Source organism: Stenotrophomonas maltophilia group sp. RY12688 (assembly GCF_052149045.1).
Classification (GTDB): domain Bacteria; phylum Pseudomonadota; class Gammaproteobacteria; order Xanthomonadales; family Xanthomonadaceae; genus Stenotrophomonas; species Stenotrophomonas sepilia.
The window spans coordinates 3,327,248-3,344,395 of the sequence record NZ_CP197389.1; the positions used below are offsets into that span (position 1 = coordinate 3,327,248).

A 17,148-nucleotide genomic window follows, 5' to 3' on the forward strand; every position below is an offset into this window, starting at 1 on the left:
GTTCTCCTCGTCCTTGCGAAAGTGAAACGGGATCATTGTGCCTTGCCAGGGCTTTGGTGGCGCGCCAGCCAGGGCAGGCGCGCCACCGGTTCAAGCCTTGGCGAAGACCAGGCGTCCCCCGTCGTTGCCGACTTCGATGGTGTCACCGTTGACGAAGGCACCGGACAGGATCTGCTGCGCCAGCGGATTCTCCAGCTGCGACTGGATCGCGCGCTTCAGCGGGCGCGCGCCATACACCGGGTCGAAGCCGACGTTGCCGAGCAGATCGAATGCCGCATCGGAGACCGCCAGCTTCAAACCGCGCTCGGCCAGGCGCTTCTCCAGCCCGCGCATCTGGATGCGTGCGATCTGCTTGATCTGCTGCTTGTCCAGCGGGTGGAACACGACGATGTCATCCAGGCGGTTGATGAACTCCGGACGGAAGTGCGCCTGCACCACGCCCATCACTGCTGCCTTCATCTGCGTGTAGGCCTCCGGGCTGTCGTCGCTGCTCATGTCCTGGATCTGATGCGAGCCCAGGTTCGAGGTCATCACGATGACGGTGTTGCGGAAGTCCACAGTGCGGCCCTGGCCGTCGGTCAGGCGGCCATCGTCCAGCACCTGCAGCAGGATGTTGAACACATCCGGATGCGCCTTCTCCACCTCATCGAGCAGGATCAGCGAATACGGGCGACGACGCACGGCCTCGGTCAGGTAACCGCCTTCCTCGTAGCCGACGTAGCCCGGGGGCGCACCGATCAGGCGGGCGACGCTGTGCTTTTCCATGAACTCGCTCATGTCGATGCGGATCATCGCGTCGGCACTGTCGAACAGGAACTCGGCCAGCGACTTGCACAGCTCGGTCTTGCCGACGCCGGTCGGGCCGAGGAACAGGAACGAGCCGGCCGGACGATTCGGATCGGACAGGCCGGCACGCGAGCGGCGTACCGCATCGGAGACGACCTTGATCGCCTCTTCCTGGCCGACCACACGGTTGTGCAGCACTTCTTCCATGCGCAGCAGCTTGTCGCGCTCGCCTTCGAGCATCTTGTTGACCGGGATGCCGGTCCAGCGCGAAACGACCTCGGCGATCTCCTCATCGGTCACGCGGTCCTGTACCAGCTTGAAGTCCTTGTGCTCGGCTTCCTGCGCGGCGGCCAGCTGCTTTTCCAGTTGCGGCAACAGGCCGTACTGGATTTCGCTCATCTTGGCGAAATCCTGGCGGCGCTGCGCAGCTTCCAGCTCCAGCTTGGCCTGCTCGACCTGTTCCTTGATCTTGGTGGCGCCCTGCAGCGCCGCCTTCTCCGACTTCCAGATTTCATTGAGATCGGAGAACTCGCGCTCCAGCGCATCGATGTCCTTTTCGAGATCGGCCAGGCGCTGCCGCGAGGCTTCGTCCTTTTCCTTCTTCAGCATCTCGCGCTGGATCTTCAGCTGGATTACCCGGCGTTCCAGGCGATCCAGCTCCTCCGGCTTGGAATCGATCTCCATGCGCAGTCGCGAGGCGGCTTCGTCCATCAGGTCGATGGCCTTGTCCGGCAGCTGGCGGTCGGTGATGTAGCGGTTGGACAGCGTGGCGGCAGCCACGATGGCCGGGTCGGTGATTTCCACACCGTGGTGCACGGCGTACTTTTCCTTCAGCCCGCGCAGGATCGCGATGGTGTCCTCCACCGTGGGTTCGCCGACGAACACCTTCTGGAAGCGGCGCTCCAGCGCGGCGTCCTTCTCGATGTATTTGCGGTACTCATCCAGCGTGGTCGCGCCGATGCAGTGCAGCTCGCCACGCGCCAGGGCGGGCTTCAGCATGTTGCCGGCATCCATCGCGCCATCAGCCTTGCCGGCGCCGACCATGGTGTGCAGCTCGTCGATGAACAGGATGATCTGTCCTTCGTTCTTGGCCAGGTCGTTGAGCACGCCCTTCAGGCGCTCCTCGAATTCACCGCGGAACTTGGCGCCGGCGATCAGCGCGCCCATGTCCAGCGACAGCACACGCTTGCCGCGCAGGCCTTCGGGCACTTCGTCATTGATGATGCGCTGGGCGAGCCCTTCCACGATCGCGGTCTTGCCCACGCCGGGCTCGCCGATGAGCACCGGGTTGTTCTTGGTCCGGCGCTGCAGCACCTGGATGGTGCGGCGGATTTCCTCGTCACGGCCGATCACCGGGTCGAGCTTGCCGCTCTCGGCGCGCGCGGTCAGGTCGATGGTGTACTTCTCCAGCGCCTGCCGCTGCTCCTCGGCGTTCTCCGACTGCACGTTCTCGCCGCCGCGCAGCTTGTCGATAGCCGCCTGCAGGCGGGTCTTGTCGGCACCGGCGGCGCGCAGCGCCATGCCCAGCGTGCCGCCGTCTTCCAGCGCCGCGAGCACGAACCACTCGCTGGCAATGAAGGCATCGCCGTGCTGCTGGGCCAGCTTGTCGGTCTGGTTCAGCAGGCGCCCCAGGTCATTGCCCATCGAGACGTTGCCGGCCTGGCCGGACACCTTCGGCAGTGCATCCAGCGCCTCGGTCAGGCGCTCGCGCAGCACCGGCACGTTCACCCCGGCCTGGGCCAGCAGCGGGCGCGTGCTGCCGCCCTGCTGGTCAAGCAGCGCGCTGAACAGGTGAACCGGTTCGATGATGCTGTTGTCGCGGCCCACGGCCAGCGACTGTGCGTCTGCCAGCGCCTGCTGGAAACGCGAGGTGAGCTTGTCCATCCGCATTGCGAATCCTCATCGGTCATCAGGGCCGGCCCGCGCCGGCGATGCTGGGAAGATGCGGTTGCCCCACCCCGTTTCAAGGGTGGCTGCGACTGCACCCCGAGGCCAGTCAGCCTGCGGCCAGCATGCCGGAACGGGTGTGGTCGGCGCGTTGATCCCGATCAGTTCGGCGCGGTGAGCGGACTCAGCCGGTGATCGCGCTGCGGATCGCCCGCAGCTGCTGCTTGACCGCCCGCGCCTGCGCGGCGTCCATGCGCAACAGCGCCTTCTGGCCTATCGAGCGCGACTGCAGGGTGGAATCGACGAAGCGGTAGCGACCGCGCTCATCACGCTGCACCAATGGCGCCTGCACCAGTTCCGGGGTCTCCAGCAGATGGTCGATCACCGCCACCAGACGGTCGTTGAAGTAGCCCTCGGGCCGGCCCAGGTCGACGTAGGCCTGCTGGATCAACGGATAGAAGCGCTTGTACGCCGTAGCCGTTGCCGCTGGATCCAGCGCAGTGAAGGCCTGCACATAGGGCGCGTAACGCGCCGAGTTGCTTGCCGCGATGCGTTCCCCGCCCTCGCCAGGCTCGACCTGCAGGTTGCCCGGCAGCGGCCGTGCGGCCAGCGCCGTCGGCGGCACGCTTGGTTTGTCCAGGTTGTCGACCTGGGTGACCAGGCGCTGGATCAGGTGATCGCGCAGCAGCAGGGTCATCGGGCCCTCGCCCTGGAACAGCTGGCTCAATGCGCCCCAGGCAGCCGCATCACTGTCGGCCAACTTGGGCAGCGCCGGGTCAGCGGCGGCCTCGGTGTCCAGCGGATGCCTGATCGGCGGCGGTGCTGGCGCGGGGTCCGCGGCCGCCTGCGGTTGCGGCGGTGCGCTGGTGCTGGCGGGGGTTGAGTGCACCGGCACCGAAGCACCGTCTGCCAGGTGCCTCAGCTGATCGCGGAACAACCAACCGCCCGCGCCGCCGATCACCACCACACCCAGCACCCAGGGCCATACCGCCTTTCCACTCTGCATGATGCAGCACCTCGTTTCACACGCATGGAGAAGGTGTGACCCCACCGGTTCCAGCCGGTTCCCTGCCTGTTCCGCTGCCGTTCGGCTTCGGCCCACGCCAAAGCCGCGCTCACGCCTGCTTTGCGTGCCGCGCGCGAGGCTGTGGGCCTTGTCCTGCGGAGACACTGCCATGCAGTATGCGCTGTACTACTGGACCGGTATCCAGGGCCGTGGCGAGTTCGTGCGCCTGGCGCTGGAAGATGCCGGCGCCGACTACATCGACATGGCGCGGGTGCACGGTGATGCGGTGATGCAACCGTTTCTCGACGGCAGCAGTGACGGGGCACAGCCCTTCGCGCCGCCGTTCCTGAAGGCCGGTCGCCAGGTCATTGCGCAGGTCGCCGCCATCCTGGACTTCCTCGGCCCGACGCTGGATCTGGTGCCGCAGGCCGCATCGCGGCGGATGCAGGCGTTGCAACTGCAGTTGACCATCGCTGACCTGGTGGCCGAGGTGCATGACACTCACCATCCGATCGCCGCATCAAAATACTACGAAGAGCAGAAGACCGAGGCCAAGGCACGTGCCGCGTCGCTGCGCAGCGAGCGCCTGCCGAAGTTCCTGGGCTACTTCGAACGGGTGCTCGCCGCCAACGGTGGCCGCCATGCACTGCGCGAGCATTCGTATGTGGACCTGTCGCTGTTCCAGCTGCTGAGTGGTCTGGACTACATGTTCCCGCGCCGCATGCAGGCACTGGCGCCCGCCGTGCCCCTGCTGCGCGCGCTGCAGGAGCGGGTGGCGAAGCGGCCGAACATCGCCGCCTACCTGGGCTCGGAACGGCGGCTGGCATTCAACACGAATGGCATCTTCCGCCATTACCCGGAGCTGGACGCCGAGCGGTAGTGCCGGCCGCTGGCCGGCAGAGCGCGCTGTAAGCATTCGCCGCCTGCAACACGCCCCTGTAGAGCCGAGCCATGCTCGGCTCAGAGCAGCCGAGCGCAGGCTCGCCTCTACAAGGCGGCAGAAGCAGAAGGGCCGGCAATGCGCCGGCCCTTGGATACCCATGAGCATGCCGGCCAACGGCCGGCACTACCGTGGGATCAGCTGTTCCCACCCAGCGGCTTCACCGGCTGCTTCTGCAGCGACAGCAAGCCCAGCAGCACCGCCAGGGCCACGTAGGCACCGGCAAACTGCAAACTGATGATGCGCGCCAATCCTTCCAGCTCCCACGGCAGGTAGATGCCGCCGCGCGGATCCACCGAGTGGATCAGCCCGAACAGGGTCAGCACCGCCGCCACCAGCAGGAAGCCGCAGGCACGGCGCAGGCGGCCATCGACCATCGCCGCCACCGCCGAAATCCACAGCATCGAGGTGATGATGAAGCCGTTGCCGAGGGTGAAGATCACCGCCAGCTCCGGCAGGCCGTGGCCGTCGAGCTTGGTCAGCAGCTGGGGCAGCTGACCCGGTGTGATCCAGCCGGGTGCCTTGATCGCCAGCAGGTAGGCCACCGACGGCAGGAAACCGAACACCATCGCGCCGGTATGGTGGCGCGGCGTGGCCTGGAAGGCCTGGGTGGTGATGTCGATGGCCACGTACACGATGATCGGTGCCAGCACCGCCAGCGGCAGCCACTGCACCAGCCCGGAGATGATGCCAAGCATGCCGCCGATGCCGACGAACAGGCCAGTCAGCAGCGTATAGCCGCTGCGCGCGCCCATGTGCTTGTACGCAGGCTGGCCGATGTACGGCGTGGTCTGCGCCACGCCGCCACAGACGCCTGCCACCAGCGTAGCCACCGCTTCCACCAGCAGGATGTCGCGGGTGCGGTAGTCATCGCCGGCCGCACGCGCGCTTTCAGAAACATTGATGCCGCCGACCACCATCAGCAGGCCGAACGGCAGCAGCAGCGGCAGGTAGGTCATCGCGGTGGGCAGGCCGTCGAGGAAGCCCAGTGTCGGCAGCGGCAGCACCACCTGCGGCGGCACCCACTCCGGTACATGGAAGCCGGGGGCGCCCAGCCCGGCCAGGCCCAGGCCGTAGTACAGCGCGGTGCCGAACACGAAGGCCAGCAGCACGCCCGGGCCTCGCACCGGCAGCTTGCCCTTGGCGATCAGCACATACAGCAGCAGGCCCAGCGTGGTGAAGCCGACCAGCGGCGAGCGCAGCGTCTCCAGCAGCGGCAACAGGCCCATCAGCACCAGCGCGATGCCGGCGATGGAACCCAGCAGCGCGGCACGCGGCAGCGCACGGGTGACTGCTTCACCGAAGAACGACAGCACGAACTTGAGCACGCCCATGATGACCAGCGCCGCCATGCCCAGCTGCCAGGTGGCGATGCCCGCCGCGTGCGGGTCCATGCCCTGCTGCTTGAACGCGATGAAGGCCGGGCCAAGCACCAGCAGGGCCATGCCGATGCTGGTGGGGGCATCCAGGCCGAGCGGCATGGCGGTGACGTCGTCATGGCCGCTGCGCGCGGCCAGCCGGCGTGCCATCAGGGTGTACAGCAGGTTGCCTATCAGCACGCCGAAGGCCGTGCCTGGGAACATGCGGCCGAACACCACGTCGGCGGGGAACTGGAAGATCCCGACCAGGGCCATGGCGATGAAGCCGAGGATGGAAAGGTTGTCGACGACCAGGCCGAAGAAGCCGTTGAAGTCGCCGGCGACGAACCAGCGACGCGGTGCGGCGGAAGCGGGAGCGGACATGGAAGGGGCGGTGGGGGTGGGGACCGCCGATGGTAGGCCCAGCGGCGCCTGGGCGCCAATTCCGTCGTGGAATGATGGGTTCCAGCCAACGGCGGGGCCCCTCGTGGCTGGGCGCGGGTAGAGCCGACTGTTAGTCGACTGGCATTGCCAGTTGGGCCGGTCGGGATGGGCTGCGCAGGACACGCCGTAAACCCATCCCTGGGGGCTCGATGGCGCCATCCATGGCGCCAACGGTCCTGCGCAGCCCATCCCGACCGGCCCCTGACAATTTCCTGCGCGTGCCAGCCACGGAAGAGAATCAAAAGATCAAAAGCAAAGGCAGGCTCTCGTTGTAGCGCCGAGCGCATGCTCGGCTGCTGTACGCGAAGCTTCTGAGCCGAGCACGGTTCGGCTCCACAAGAACAATTCGATCATTTCCACGCTATCCACGCATGGCGTGGATCTACCGGCAGATCGCGATGATCTGTCTAAGCCGGGGTGGGTCCGGTTGCGGGGGCGTGAGCCGCATGGATGCGGCGACCGAGCTTACATGGGTGAGGGCGCTTTGCTTGCGAAGCATTGCTTCGCAAGCGCCCGAACGCACAGCCGCCAGCGGCTGGGCCGGGCCCCGGAGGGGGACTTGCAGCGCCCCCCGCAACCGGACCCACCCCGCCATCCCACGGATACCCAGCTGTTGCTGTTGCTGTTGCTGTTGCTTCGACCTTCACCTCCGCAGGTGCAGGGCCCAGCCCTGCATCGACCACCCCCTACTTCTTCAGGAAGTTGTCCACCAGCAGATGCTTCACGTCGTCGAAGCGGCCGTTCAATACCGCCTTGGCCGCATACAGCGCCGTGCCGGCGACCTGCTTGGCCTCGATCTGTGGTGGCATCACCAGCTCGGCGCGGCTGGTGTGCACATCCAGCAATGCCGGGCCGCGCTGCGCCAGGAAATCCTGCACCGCTTCCTCCAGATCCTCGCTGCGGGTGACCGTGCGGCCATGGAAGCCGATCACTTCGGCCAGGCGGCCGAAGTCCGGGTTCTTCAGGTCGGTGTAGTTATCCAGAAGGCCTTCCACCTTCTGCTCCAGCTCGACGAAGTTCAGCGAGCCGTTGTTGAACACCACCACCTTGATCGGCAGATTCTCCTGTACCGCGGTCAACAGGTCGCCCAGCAGCATTGCCAGCCCACCATCGCCGGACAGTGAAATCACCTGCCGGCCGGGGAAGGCCTTCTGCAGTCCCAGCGCCTGCGGCATCGCGTTGGCCATCGTGCCGTGCAGCAGGCTGGTCAGCGTGCGGCGGCGGCCGTTCACGCGGATATGGCGCAGCACCCACACCATCGGCGAGCCGCCGTCGGCGGTGAACAGTGCATCCTCGGTGGCGTGCTTCGAGAGCAGCGCGGTCAGGTGCTGCGGATGGATCAATTCGCCTTCGCCCGGCTGCTCTTCCTGTTCGCGCTTCTTCAGCGCCTTGTCGCGATGCTCGATGCACTCGTCCAGGAAACTGCCGTCCTCGCGCGGCGGCAGCATCGGCAGCAATGCATCCAGCGTCGGTGCGATATCGCCGACCACGCCGAGGTTCACCGGGTGGCGGCGGCCAAGGTGGCTGCCATCGCGGTCGACCTGAATGATGGTGGCCTTGTCCGGGTAGAACTGGCCCCAGGCGAAGTCGGCGCCGAGCAGCAGCAGCGTGTCGCACTCCATCAGCGTGTGGAAGCCGGACTCGATGCCGAAGATGCCGGTCATGCCCATGTTGTACGGGTTGTCCGGCTCGACGAAATCCTTCGCGCGCGAGGTATGCGCGATCGGGGCCTGCAAGCGCCGGGCCAGCTCCAGCAGCTGCGCGTGCGCGCCCTGGCAACCGGCACCGGCGTAGATGCCGATGCGCTTGCCCTGCCCCAGCAACTCGGCAATGCGCTGCAGTTCGGCGTCGGACGGGCGCAGCACCGGCTGGGTGTAATGCACCGAGAACGGCACATCATGCTTCACCTCAGCCTGGCTGATATCGGCCGGCAGGATCACCACCGCCACGCCACGGCGGCTGATCGCGGCCTGGCAGGCCAGGGCCACCACGCGTCGCGCCTGCTCCGGGCTGTGCACCTGCTCGCAGAACACCGTGCAGCTGCCATAGACCGCCTTGAAATCCACTTCCTGCGGGAATTCCATGCCCAGCTCGCTGGTCACCACCTGGCTGGCGATCAGCACCATCGGCGCACGGTTGCGGTTGCTCTCGAACACGCCGTTGATGAAGTGCAGGCCACCGGGACCACAGGAACCCGCGCAGGCGGTCAACTCGCCGCTCACCAGCGAATCGGCGCCGGCAGCGAACGCTGCCACTTCTTCATGGCGCACGTGCACCCAGGCGATCTCGCTGCCATGCATCGCATCGGTCACATGGTTGAGCGTATCGCCCACGATGCCGTAGCAACGGCGGACACCGGCCTGCTGCAGGGCGTCCACCACGATTTCGGCTACGCGCTTGCTCATCGGATACATCCTCGAACGGGGGAACGTCCGAGGCTAGACCCGATGAAGTGATGCCTCCGCAAAAAAAGGGGACGGAGGGAATTAAGTCGCTTGTGCCACAAACGACTTAATTCCCTCCGTCCCCTTTTAGTCGTTGACGTTGATCCAGCCCAGCACGTCGCCGTGATTCGGGCTGCGATAGCGCAGCTTCACCCAGCCGTTCTGTTCATCCTGCAATTCCACGCGATCGCCCTGCACCAGGTAACGCTTGGTGCTGGACGCACCAGGCCGGTCGAACAGGAACAGCCGCGCGGGTACCACGGTGGCCTGCTGGCCGCGCAACGGTCCATCCGGCGGTGCGCCCAGGCCATCGGCAATGGCACTTTCCAGCACACGGCCGGCGGGATCATAGGTGCGCCAGACGGCCAGCGGACCCTGCTCGTCGGTCTGCTCCCACTGCAGCGCGGCGTTCAATGTGTCGCCCAGCATCAACACGCGCTCGGCGCGGTACAGGTAGAGCTTCGCACCCGCGAACCGGTACTGGTCGGCGTACCACATCGGCCCGCTGCGGCAACTGCTGGTGAGGGTGCGGGTGGCAACGTCCACGCTCAGACCCATCAGATCACCGCAGCTGTCCTTGCCGTGGGTGTCGGCCTGCAGCACGCGATACGAAGCACTGGACGGATCGAACCGATACACCGTCACCGCTTCATTGACCATGCCCACCGAGGCGCGTGCGACCAGTTCCGGGTAGCCATCGAAATCGACGTCCTCCAGACCCCAGCGCGAATTGCCGTCGGCATCCGCCGCGCCCGCCAGCGTCTGGCGCTTTCCCGACGGCGACAGCTGCACGGCGATGCTGCCATCCTGCTGGGGATCGGCGTGCGCCTGCACGTGCGCGGCCACCTGGAACCGCAGTGTTTCGATGTCGTCGCCACTGGCCTGCGCCGACGGTGCCAGCGTGCCGGCCAACACCAGGCCCAGCAGGCATTCCCTGTGTTTCATCATCGGTCCTTGTGGCACCGCGGTGGCGCCTTCAGCTCAGAACGATACCTCGACCGGCTGCCGCGACCACAGCACCGACTGATGCCTGGTCTGCTGCTTCCACGCCAGGCGGATCGCTTCGATATCGGCGCGGCGCTGCGGGGTGTCCTCATGCAGCACCACCAGCACCTTGGTGCGCAGGCGGTTGGGCGCGGCATCGCCGCGGAACAGCCACTGGCCATAGGCATCGAACACGGTCAGGCCATCCGGGAAGCGCGGGGTCACTTCCTTGTCCAGGAAGGTGCGCCACTGCGCGTCGCTGATGGTGTCGGCCTGCGGGCGGTTGCCGGCGCCCTGCTCCTCGCCCACGCCGAAGTACAGCTCGCTGCGCACCCAGCCGTGCGCGGAAGACGGGCGCGCGGCGTCGCCCTTCAGTTCGGCGGTAGTGGCCGTGGCATAGGCGCTGGGCGCCTGCGATGAGAGGCTGGCGCAGCCGCTGGTGGCCAACAGCACGGCGAAGACGAGGCCAAGGTGTTTCATCGGTACAGCTCCGGGGAAGGGGGACAAGGCGAGCCGGCAGCGTACAGCGCCACCGGCCCGGCGTGCTGATGCCAACCGGGCATCAGCTCATGCCGGACCGGCAGGGGCTTGCATCCGCACCGGTCATCACGCGAAGATAATATATCGCTTCATCCGGATGGATGTAAGTGAAACCATCTCCCCTTCCCCCGTCGTCGTTGTTGCTGGAGTCCCCATGTCCGCCCGCCTGCCCGCGTCGCCGCTCGGCCTCGCCATCGCCCTCGCGCTTTCCTCCGCCGCCGCCCCGGCCCTGGCCCAGGACGCCACCAACCTGGATACGGTGATCGTCACCGGCACCCGTGCCGCCGACCGCACCGTGCTCGAATCCACCTCGCCGGTGGATGTGCTCACCGCCGAGGACATCCGCAAGGCCGGCGTGGTCAACGGTGAGCTGGGCAGCGCGCTGCAGGCGCTGCTGCCGTCGTTCAACTTCCCGCGCCAGTCCAACTCCGGTGGCGCCGACCATGTGCGCGCCGCGCAGCTGCGTGGCCTGTCGCCGGACCAGGTGCTGGTGCTGGTCAACGGCAAGCGCCGCCACCACACCGCGCTGGTCAACACCGACAGCAAGATCGGCAAGGGCACCACCCCGGTCGATTTCAATTCGATTCCGGTCAGTGCGATCAAGCGCATTGAAGTGCTGCGCGATGGCGCCGGTGCGCTGTACGGCTCGGACGCCGTGGCCGGCGTGATCAACGTGATCCTCGACAACGGCGGTGACGGCGGCGAGATCGAGGCGAGCTACGGTGCCAACCACACCGACCTCAAGCCGATCGGCCGCACCCTCACCGATGGCCAGACCGGCAACATCAGCGCCAAGGTCGGCACCTCGCTGGGCGAAGACGGTGGCTTCCTGCGCGTCGGCCTGGAATACAAGCACCGCAACGGCACCAACCGCGCCGGCTTCGACCAGATTCCGCCGTGGGACCAGACCCCGGGCAACCTGGCACTGCGGGGCAAGCGCAACTATGTCCTGGGTGATGGCAAGAGCAAGGACATCAACCTGTGGCTGAACACCGAGATCCCGGTGGGCCAGACCTCGACGTTCTATGCGTTCGGTACCTTCAACCAGCGGGATACCGAAGGCGCGAACTACTTCCGCTATCCCGATGGCGATGCCAACTGGAAGCAGGTCTATCCGAACGGCTACCGACCGATCTCCGAAGGCGAGAACCGCGACGTACAGGCCGTGGCCGGCGTGCGCGGCCAGTGGGGCGAGTGGAGCTACGACGGCAGCCTGGATTATGGCCAGAACGACTTCACCTACCGCCTGCGCGATTCGCTCAACGCCTCGCTGGGCCCGACCAGCCCGACCCGCTTCAAGACCGCCGATTACCAGTACGCACAGACGGTGGGCAATCTCGATCTGAGCCGCGTGTTCACCCAGAGCGACAGCATCAGCCACACGCTGGGCCTGGGCGTGGAAGCACGCCATGAGCGCTACCAGACCCGCCCCGGCGACCCGGCCAGCTATGCGGCCGGCCCGTACACCGACCGCCCGACCGGTTCACAGGCCGGTGGTGGCCTGACCCCGCAGGATGCAGCCACCCTGTCGCGTGATGTGGCCAGCGCCTATGCCAGCCTGTCCAGCCAGTTCGGCGAAAAGTTCTCCACCGATCTGGCCGCGCGCTACGAGCACAACGACGATTTCGGCGGTGAACTGACCGGCAAGCTCGGCCTGCGCTACGAATTCACCCCGACGTTCGCGTTGCGTGGCGCCATCTCCAACAACTTCCGTGCGCCGTCGCTGGCACAGATCGGCTACGAGTCCACCTCCACCGGCTACAACGCAGGTGGCCAGCTGGTGCAGGGCCGTCTGCTGTCAGTCAACAATCCGATCGCACGCGGCCTGGGGGCGCAGAACCTGAAACCAGAGAAATCGCTGAACACCTCGCTCGGTTTCACCAGCCGCATCGGCGAGCATTTCGACCTTTCGCTGGACTTCTTCCAGATCGACATCGATGACCGCATTGCACTGTCGGAGAGCATCACCGGTGATGCACTGACCGACTACGTGGCCGCCAACTACGGCGTCAGCGGCCTGCAGAGCGCCAGCTTCTTCGTCAACGCCGCCGACACCCGCACCCGTGGCGCCGAGCTGGTGAGCAACTGGCGCCAGTCGCTGGGCGATGGCCAGCTGCTGCTGACCGGCACCTATGCGTATACCAAGACCACGCTGAAGAACGTGCTGGCCACCCCGGCCCAGCTGCGCGCGCTGAATCCGGACTACGTGCTGTTCGGCATCGAAGAGACCAACACGCTGACCGACGCCACGCCGCGCACGCGTGGTAGTTTCTCGGCCGCATGGAGCAACGACCACTGGTCGCTGAGCACCCGCGTGAACCGCTATGGCAGCGCCACCCGCGTGTTCAACTTCGGTGACGGCTACATCCCGCGCCAGACCTACCAGGCCGAGTGGCAGCTGGATGCGGAAGTCGAATACCGCATCACCCCGCAGTGGAGCGTGGCTCTCGGCGGGCAGAACCTGACCGACAACTATCCGGATCGATCCAACAGCGATATCCACTACTTCGGCAACCTGCCGTACGACGTGCTGTCGCCGATCGGCAGCAACGGTGCGTACTACTACGGCCGCGTCCGCTATACGTTCTGATTGCATTGGACCAATCACTCCCGGTGGGTGCGGACCGTTGGTCCGCACTGCCTGGGTTCCATGCAAGCCTCCGCTTCGTGCCGACCAACGGTCGGCACCCACCGGAGGTGATCGCTCTGGGTGGGTGCCGACCGTTGGTCGGCACTACCCCGATCCGTAGCCTGCCCTCGACCCCACGTACACGCCCACGCTGGCAAGCTGGGCGTCATGGCTGAACCGCTCCCCCTGCGTCCGCCGCCGCCATTGCTGGATGACGCCTGCGCGTTGTTCCTTGATGTCGACGGCACCCTGATTGAATTCGCTGCACGCCCGGATGCCGTGCAGCTGCTGCCGGATGTGCGCGAAGCCATCGGCCGCATCAGCGACCGCCTGGAAGGTGCCGTGGCACTGGTCAGTGGTCGCCCGCTCGAACAGCTGGATCAACTGTTCGCTCCGCTGCAACTGCCTGCTGCGGGCCTGCATGGCCATGAACTGCGTGGGCAGGATGGCCGCGTACTGCGCGACGAACACGACGACGACACCGCCGAATGGCTGCACGCACTGCACCAGCAGGCGATGCGCTTCGCCCACGGCCATCCCGGCGTGCTGGTGGAAGACAAGGGTGTCGGCCTGGCCCTGCACTGGCGCGGCGCGCCGCATGCAGCCAGGGACGTCCGCGCCTTCGCCGACCGCCACGTGCGGGGCCGTGCCAGCTACCGCCTGCAGCCCGGCGACCATGTGGTCGAGTTCGTGCCCGTCGGCACCGACAAGGGCCGTGCGGTGCTTCGGATGATGCAGTACCTGCCCTTCCGCGGTCGCCTGCCGGTGTTCCTCGGCGATGACCTGACCGATGAGTTCGGTTTCGATGCCGCCAACGGCCAGCATGGCTGGAGCGTGCTGGTGGGCGAACGTGAACCCAGCGCGGCGGTGTTCGCGCTGCCCGACATACGCAGCGTGCACGCCTGGCTGCGTGAGAATGCCTATTGACCCGGCCAACCCCCACGGCCGCAACCGAGATGTACCGCGTGATGACCCAACCCGATCTTGATCTGGGCGTGGTCGGCAACGGCAGCTTCGGCGCCCTGGTCGACAAACGTGCCCGCGTTGTCTGGAGCTGCCTGCCCACCTTCGACGGCGACCCTACCTTCTGTGCGCTGCTCGGCCCCAACCAGCAGACCGGTGGCGACTTCGCCATCGAGCTGGAAGACTTCGCCAGCAGCGAGCAGGAATACCTGACCAACACGGCGATCCTGCGCACCGTGCTGCGCGACATGCACGGCGGCGAACTGGAAATCCTCGACTTCGCCCCACGCTGGCGCCAGAACGACCGTTTCTACCGCCCGGTCAGCCTGATCCGCCAGGTGCGTCCGCTGGCTGGCAGCCCGCGCATCACCGTACGCGCACGCCCGCTGGCGGACTGGGGCGCGCGCGTTCCGGAATCCACCTGGGGCAGCAACCATGTGCGTTGGGTGCTGCCCGAACACGTGCTGCGGCTGACCACCGACGTGCCGGTGCGCTTCGTGCGCGATGGCCTGCCGTTCGTGCTCAACCATCCCATCCACCTGATCCTGGGCGTGGATGAATCGCTCAACCGTTCGATCAGCGGCTATGTGCAGGAGGCCTTCCAGCGTACCCGCGATTACTGGCGCGAATGGGTGCGTTACCTGTCCATTCCGCTGGAATGGCAGGACGCGGTGATCCGCAGTGCGATCACGCTGAAGCTGTGCCAGTACGAGGACAGCGGCGCGATCATCGCGGCCATGACCACCTCCATTCCTGAAGCCCCCGGCAGCGTGCGCAACTGGGACTACCGCTACTGCTGGCTGCGTGATGCGGCGTTCGTGGTGCGGGCGCTGAACCGCCTCGGCGCCACGCGCACGATGGAACAGTTCCTCGGCTACATCTTCAACCTGGCCACCACCGACGGCACGCTGCAGCCGCTGTACGGCATCGGCTTCGAAGCCAAGCTGGACGAAGATGAGGTCCCCAGCCTGTCCGGCTACCGCGGCATGGGCCCGGTACGACGCGGCAATCTGGCCTGGGTGCAGCGCCAGCACGATGTCTACGGCAGCGTCGTGCTGGCGTCCACGCAGCTGTTCTTCGACCGGCGCCTGCAGGACCCGGGTGATGCGCACACCTTCGCCCGCCTCGAACCCCTCGGCGAGCAGGCCTTCGCCCTGCACGACGTACCCGATGCCGGCCTGTGGGAGTTCCGCGGCCGCACCGAGGTACACACCTACACCAGCGCGATGTGCTGGGCCGCCTGCGACCGCCTGTGCAAGATCGCCGTGCGGCTGAAGCGCGATGACCGCGCCCACTACTGGCGCACACGTGCCGACACCATCCACGCGCGCATCATGGCCGAATCGTGGAGCGAAGAGCTGGGCCACTTCACCGATACCTTCGGTGGCCATCGCCTGGACGCCTCGCTGCTGCTGCTGGCCGACATCGGCTTCATCGACGCGATGGACGCCCGCTTCATCGCCACCGTCGAAGCCATCGGCCGTGACCTCAAGCACGGCAATTCGCTGTACCGCTATGTCGCTCCGGATGACTTCGGTGAGCCGGAAACCAGCTTCACCATCTGCACGTTCTGGTACATCGACGCACTGGCCGCCATCGGGCGCCTGGACGAGGCGCGCGAGATGTTCGAGCTGCTGCTGAAGCAGCGCAATCACCTGGGCCTGCTGTCGGAGGATCTGGCCTTCGACACCGGCGAGGCTTGGGGTAACTTCCCGCAGACCTATTCGCATGTCGGCCTGATCACCGCCGCGATGCGCCTGTCGCGGTCCTGGCAGGAGGCATCGTGAGTCGTCTGGTCGTGGTATCAAATCGTGTGGCCGTGCCCGGCGAGAACCGCGCAGGCGGCCTGGCGGTCGGCCTGCTGGCCGCCCTGAAGGAGCGCGGCGGCCTGTGGTTCGGCTGGAGCGGCAAGACCGTAAAGGAAGGCAGCGGCACGCTGCACCGGCAGAAGGATGGTGACATCGACTACGTCACCATGGACCTGAGCAAGCGCGAGGTCGATGGCTACTACAATGGTTTCGCCAACCGCACGCTGTGGCCATTGCTGCACTTCCGGCTGGACCTGGTCGACTACGACCGCGGCACCCGCGAGACCTACCACAAGGTCAATGCGCTGTTCGCCGACAAGCTCGCACCATTGCTGCGCGAGGACGACATCGTCTGGATCCACGACTACCACCTGATCCCGCTCGGCGCACTGCTGCGCGAGCGCGGCATCGGCTGCCGCATCGGCTTCTTCCTGCACATTCCGATGCCGTCGGCCGACCTGCTGCAGGCCATGCCCGACCACCTGCGGTTGTTCTCCGCGCTGTACGCCTACGACCTGGTCGGCTTCCAGACCCAGCGCGATGCCGATCGCTTCCAGACGTACCTGCGCCTGTTCGGTGGTGGCCGCGTGCTCGACAACGGTGAGCTGGAAGCACCCGGTGGGCGTCGATTCCGCGCGGCGGCTTTCCCGATCGGCATCGACACCGACCTGATCGCACGCCAGGCCGGCACCGCCGCGACCAAGGCCGCAGTGAAGAACCTGCGCAGCAGCCTGCGGGACCGCCAGCTGGCGATTGGCGTGGATCGCCTGGATTACTCCAAGGGCCTGCCCGAACGCTTCCTCGGCTTCGAACGCTACCTGCAGCGTCACCCCGACCAGCGCGGCTCGCTCACCTACCTGCAGATTGCGCCGGTCTCGCGCGGCGATGTCACCGAGTACCGACAGCTGCGCAGCCAACTGGAACAGATCGCCGGCCACATCAACGGTGGCCACGCCGAGCCGGACTGGACGCCACTGCGCTACGTCAACCAGAACTTCACCCATGCCACGCTCACCGGCTTCTACCGAGCGGCGGCGGTCGGCCTGGTCACGCCGCTGCGCGATGGCATGAACCTGGTGGCCAAGGAATACGTGGCCTCGCAGGACCCGGAGGATCCCGGCGTGCTGGTGCTGTCACTACTGGCCGGCGCCGCCGACGAACTGAAGCAGGCACTGCTGGTGAACCCGCACGACCTCGACGGCGTGGCCGACGCGATCGCCACCGCAGCGACGATGTCACTGAGCAGGCGCAAGGAACGCTGGCACGCGATGATGGAACATCTGCGCACCTACGACATCAACCACTGGCGCCGCAGCTACCTCGACGCGCTGGAAGGCTGAAGAAAAAAGGGGACGGAGG

General features: G+C 66.5%; 11 protein-coding genes. 5 read left to right on the plus strand and 6 right to left on the minus strand.

All coding sequences use genetic code 11. The features are described from left to right. Positions 1 to 90: 90 nt before the first annotated feature. Positions 91 to 2,676: an ATP-dependent chaperone ClpB gene (gene clpB / locus ACS0OT_RS15565; RefSeq protein WP_005418568.1), complete on the minus strand. Its 2,586-nt coding sequence runs from the start codon at positions 2,674 to 2,676 to the stop codon at positions 91 to 93. A gap of 181 nt (positions 2,677 to 2,857) precedes the next feature. After that, complete coding sequence (locus ACS0OT_RS15570) at positions 2,858 to 3,679, minus strand: DUF3014 domain-containing protein (RefSeq protein ID WP_139727542.1); 822 nt, start codon at positions 3,677 to 3,679, stop codon at positions 2,858 to 2,860. Between the two features lie 169 nt (positions 3,680 to 3,848). Between ACS0OT_RS15570 and ACS0OT_RS15575 the strand changes: the two genes are divergently transcribed. After that, positions 3,849 to 4,559 (plus strand): glutathione S-transferase, encoded by a 711-nt coding sequence (locus ACS0OT_RS15575; protein ID WP_065196686.1) that lies wholly within the window; start codon positions 3,849 to 3,851, stop codon positions 4,557 to 4,559. A gap of 197 nt (positions 4,560 to 4,756) precedes the next feature. On the opposite strand, the gene ACS0OT_RS15580 is transcribed toward ACS0OT_RS15575, so the two are convergent. The 4 genes from ACS0OT_RS15580 to ACS0OT_RS15595 form a co-directional block, all read right to left on the minus strand. Further along, a complete protein-coding gene (locus tag ACS0OT_RS15580) occupies positions 4,757 to 6,361 on the minus strand; it encodes a hypothetical protein (protein WP_442255883.1) in 1,605 nt (534 codons plus the stop codon). 746 nt (positions 6,362 to 7,107) lie between these two features. Further along, positions 7,108 to 8,826 carry a thiamine pyrophosphate-dependent enzyme gene (locus ACS0OT_RS15585; protein ID WP_065185255.1) on the minus strand — a complete coding sequence of 573 codons (1,719 nt, stop codon included), beginning with the start codon at positions 8,824 to 8,826 and terminating at the stop codon, positions 7,108 to 7,110. Between the two features lie 126 nt (positions 8,827 to 8,952). Beyond that, positions 8,953 to 9,810, minus strand: coding sequence for an XAC2610-related protein (locus ACS0OT_RS15590; protein WP_279946455.1), 858 nt, complete (start codon positions 9,808 to 9,810; stop codon positions 8,953 to 8,955). A gap of 36 nt (positions 9,811 to 9,846) precedes the next feature. Then, a complete protein-coding gene (locus tag ACS0OT_RS15595) occupies positions 9,847 to 10,329 on the minus strand; it encodes a DUF3574 domain-containing protein (RefSeq protein ID WP_021202058.1) in 483 nt (160 codons plus the stop codon). Positions 10,330 to 10,543: 214 nt separating this feature from the next. Between ACS0OT_RS15595 and ACS0OT_RS15600 the strand changes: the two genes are divergently transcribed. From ACS0OT_RS15600 to otsA, 4 genes are all read left to right on the plus strand, one after another. Beyond that, positions 10,544 to 12,979, plus strand: coding sequence for a TonB-dependent receptor plug domain-containing protein (locus tag ACS0OT_RS15600; protein WP_442255884.1), 2,436 nt, complete (start codon positions 10,544 to 10,546; stop codon positions 12,977 to 12,979). Positions 12,980 to 13,186: 207 nt separating this feature from the next. After that, positions 13,187 to 13,945: a trehalose-phosphatase gene (otsB, locus tag ACS0OT_RS15605; protein ID WP_061480563.1), complete on the plus strand. Its 759-nt coding sequence runs from the start codon at positions 13,187 to 13,189 to the stop codon at positions 13,943 to 13,945. Positions 13,946 to 13,986: 41 nt separating this feature from the next. Then, positions 13,987 to 15,768 (plus strand): glycoside hydrolase family 15 protein, encoded by a 1,782-nt coding sequence (locus tag ACS0OT_RS15610; protein ID WP_053499222.1) that lies wholly within the window; start codon positions 13,987 to 13,989, stop codon positions 15,766 to 15,768. Next, complete coding sequence (gene otsA / locus ACS0OT_RS15615) at positions 15,765 to 17,129, plus strand: alpha,alpha-trehalose-phosphate synthase (UDP-forming) (RefSeq protein WP_065178921.1); 1,365 nt, start codon at positions 15,765 to 15,767, stop codon at positions 17,127 to 17,129. Before ACS0OT_RS15610 ends, otsA begins: the two co-directional genes overlap by 4 nt. The last annotated feature ends 19 nt before the right edge of the window (positions 17,130 to 17,148 follow it).

Coding starts and splice junctions, on each gene's coding strand:
- ACS0OT_RS15570 (WP_139727542.1), bottom strand. CDS start 3,679: ATGCAGAGTGGAAAGGCGGTATGGCCCTGGGTGCTGGGTGTGGTGGTG.
- ACS0OT_RS15580 (WP_442255883.1), bottom strand. CDS start 6,361: ATGTCCGCTCCCGCTTCCGCCGCACCGCGTCGCTGGTTCGTCGCCGGC.
- otsB (WP_061480563.1), top strand. CDS start 13,187: ATGGCTGAACCGCTCCCCCTGCGTCCGCCGCCGCCATTGCTGGATGAC.
- clpB (WP_005418568.1), bottom strand. CDS start 2,676: ATGCGGATGGACAAGCTCACCTCGCGTTTCCAGCAGGCGCTGGCAGAC.
- ACS0OT_RS15600 (WP_442255884.1), top strand. CDS start 10,544: ATGTCCGCCCGCCTGCCCGCGTCGCCGCTCGGCCTCGCCATCGCCCTC.
- ACS0OT_RS15595 (WP_021202058.1), bottom strand. CDS start 10,329: ATGAAACACCTTGGCCTCGTCTTCGCCGTGCTGTTGGCCACCAGCGGC.
- ACS0OT_RS15575 (WP_065196686.1), top strand. CDS start 3,849: ATGCAGTATGCGCTGTACTACTGGACCGGTATCCAGGGCCGTGGCGAG.
- ACS0OT_RS15585 (WP_065185255.1), bottom strand. CDS start 8,826: ATGAGCAAGCGCGTAGCCGAAATCGTGGTGGACGCCCTGCAGCAGGCC.
- ACS0OT_RS15610 (WP_053499222.1), top strand. CDS start 13,987: ATGACCCAACCCGATCTTGATCTGGGCGTGGTCGGCAACGGCAGCTTC.
- ACS0OT_RS15590 (WP_279946455.1), bottom strand. CDS start 9,810: ATGAAACACAGGGAATGCCTGCTGGGCCTGGTGTTGGCCGGCACGCTG.